Genomic DNA, 2222 nt, shown 5'->3' on the forward strand with positions numbered 1-2222 from the left:
CGCGCCGCCAGGCGGCCGTCGCGCGCATGGTGCAGGCCGCCCGCGCCGCCAACCCGGCGGCCGGCGCCGAGATCGAGCGCTTCTTCGCCAGCCAGGACATCTTCGGCGTGATCGCGCGCTGGATGCAGCCCTACGGCCTGCGCATGGATGATGTGGCCGATGCCATGGCGGTGCGGCTGGCCGGGGCCTGGATGGCCTCGCGCGGGCGCGACGACGACCCGACCCCGGCGCAGATGACGGCGCTGCGCGCCCAGATGGCCGAGGCGATGCAGCGCATCCCCGCCATGGCCAGCGCCGGCGACGGCGACCGGCAGGAGATCGCCGACATGGCGCTGATCCAGGCGGCGCTGATCTCGGCCGCCGTCACCGGCGCCAAGGACAACCCGGCCCAGCTGCGGCAGATCCAGCAGATGGCGGTGAACGACATCCGCAGCAGCATGCGGATCGACCTGCAGGCGGTGGAGCTGACCGATGCGGGCCTGCGCCCGCGCAGCTGAGGGTCCGCGCTGACAGAAAGGGCCGCTCCCGCCGGGGGCGGCCCTGTTTCGCGCCGGGTTCAGCGCCCGATCAGCGCCGCCCCCATGCGGCGCAGGCCGATCCATTGCTGGCGCAGCCAGCCGCCGGTGGCCATCGCCTCCGGCAGCGCCGGGTCGCCGGTGCGGGGGAAGACGTCGCGGCGGAAATCGGCGGTGCCGAAGATCCAGTCCCAGACCGGCAGCAGCACGGCGAAGTTCTTGCCGGATTCGCCCGAGCCCAGCTCCCCGTGATGCAGCCGGTGGAAGCGCGGCGAGACGAAGAGCCGCTCCCCCACCCGGCCGAAGGAGAGGCGGACATTGGCGTGGCTCAGCGATTCCGCCACGCGCAGCACCACCACGACGATCGGGAAATGCCCGGGCGGCACGCCGATCGCCAGCGCGATGGCGCCGAACCAGATGGCGCCCAGCACATCGTCGATGATGTGGTTGCGGTCATCGGTCCAGAAGGTCATCTGGCGCTGCGCGTGGTGGATGGAATGCAGCGCCCACCACCAGCCGAACATGTGCTGGAAGCGGTGTCGCCAGTATTCGCCGAAATCCAGCACCACGATGTAGACGCAGAGCGCCAGCAGCGGCCATTCGCGCAGAATGGGAAACATCGTCTCCAGCGTCGGCGGGATCCAGCCGCTGTCGGCCACCATGCCGGAGAGCCGCGCCTCGACCGAGGCGAAGAGGATGAAGGCCACCAGCGGCAGCAGGCCGAGCCGGGTGAGCAACGTATAAAAAATGTCGGTGCGGATGCTGCGCCGGTCCTGGCGCGGCTCCACCGGTTTCCAGGCCTCCAGCGGCCGGCAGACCAGGTAGATGATGACCACCTGCAACAGGCCGAACAGGGCGAAGTCGATCCACTCGAAGGCGTCCTCGGCCCATTCCATCAGGCCGAGCGAGAACAGCGCCGGCTGGACCAACGTCTCGAAGATCCAGCCATTCACCTGGTCCCAGCCATCCTGCAGCGCGCTCCACATGCGCCTCTCTCCTCAGATGCCGGTCTCGGGCAGGGTGGCGAAGCAGAAGCCGCGCTCCAGCAACCCGTCCAGCAGCGGCTCGAACACCTCGGCGAAGGGCTGGCGGCGGCTGCGCACGCCCCAGTGCATCACCAGCACCTCGCCATCGCGGATCTGCCGCAGCGCCTGGGCCAGCAGCGCGGCGTTGGGATGGGCGTTGCTGTCCAGCTCATCGCCCAGGAAGCCGCGCGCCGTCCAGCCCTGGTGGCGCAGCCCGCAACCCTCGGCCAGGCGCAGCGCGTTGGGCGAGGTGCGGCCGCCCGGCGCGCGCCACAGCGGCAGCACGCGGGCCGCCGGCGCCATGCGGCGCAGCGCCTCGACCGGGCGGGCCAGCTCGGCGCAGAGGGCCGGGCCGTCCAGCACGTCCGCCCCCTCGCCGCGGCGGGAGGCGTAGCGCACCCGCCCCGGCCCCGGATCGGCGCCGAAATACCAGTGCCGCCAGGTGTGGCTGGCGAAGGCGTGGCCCTCGGCGGCGCGGGCGCGCCAGAAGGGCGCCCAGGATTCGTCCAGCGTGGTGCCGCCACGGAAATCCGGCTCATTGGCGACGAAGAGCGTGGCGCGCAGGCCACGGTCGCGCAGCGCGGCGGCAATGCGCTCCGCCTCCCGCCCCCAGCCGGTGTCGATGGTCAGGTAGAGCGTGCCGGCGCGGCAGCGGGCGATGGCGGGGGCGGCGGGCTGCGCC

Annotated in this window: 3 protein-coding genes; 1 reads left to right on the forward strand and 2 read right to left on the reverse strand. The window is 72.2% G+C overall.

The features are described 5' to 3' along the window. A partial coding sequence (locus HMPREF0731_RS17465) for a DUF6683 family protein (protein WP_007005510.1) occupies nt 1–497 on the forward strand: 497 nt, incomplete at its 5' end. 59 nt (nt 498–556) lie between these two features. On the opposite strand, the gene HMPREF0731_RS17470 is transcribed toward HMPREF0731_RS17465, so the two are convergent. Continuing rightward, entirely contained in the window at nt 557–1501 is a 945-nt protein-coding gene (locus HMPREF0731_RS17470) for a sterol desaturase family protein (protein ID WP_007005511.1), read from the reverse strand. Nucleotides 1502–1513: 12 nt separating this feature from the next. Continuing rightward, nucleotides 1514–2222, reverse strand: a 709-nt coding sequence (locus HMPREF0731_RS17475) for a polysaccharide deacetylase family protein (RefSeq protein WP_007005512.1), incomplete at its 5' end; no start/stop codon positions are given.

Origin of the sequence: Pseudoroseomonas cervicalis ATCC 49957 (assembly GCF_000164635.1) — a bacterium.
Lineage (GTDB): Bacteria > Pseudomonadota > Alphaproteobacteria > Acetobacterales > Acetobacteraceae > Pseudoroseomonas > Pseudoroseomonas cervicalis.

What these genes read in the sequence shown, in the direction of transcription:
- HMPREF0731_RS17470 (WP_007005511.1), bottom strand. Translation starts at nt 1,501, where the DNA reads ATGTGGAGCGCGCTGCAGGATGGCTGGGACCAGGTGAATGGCTGGATC.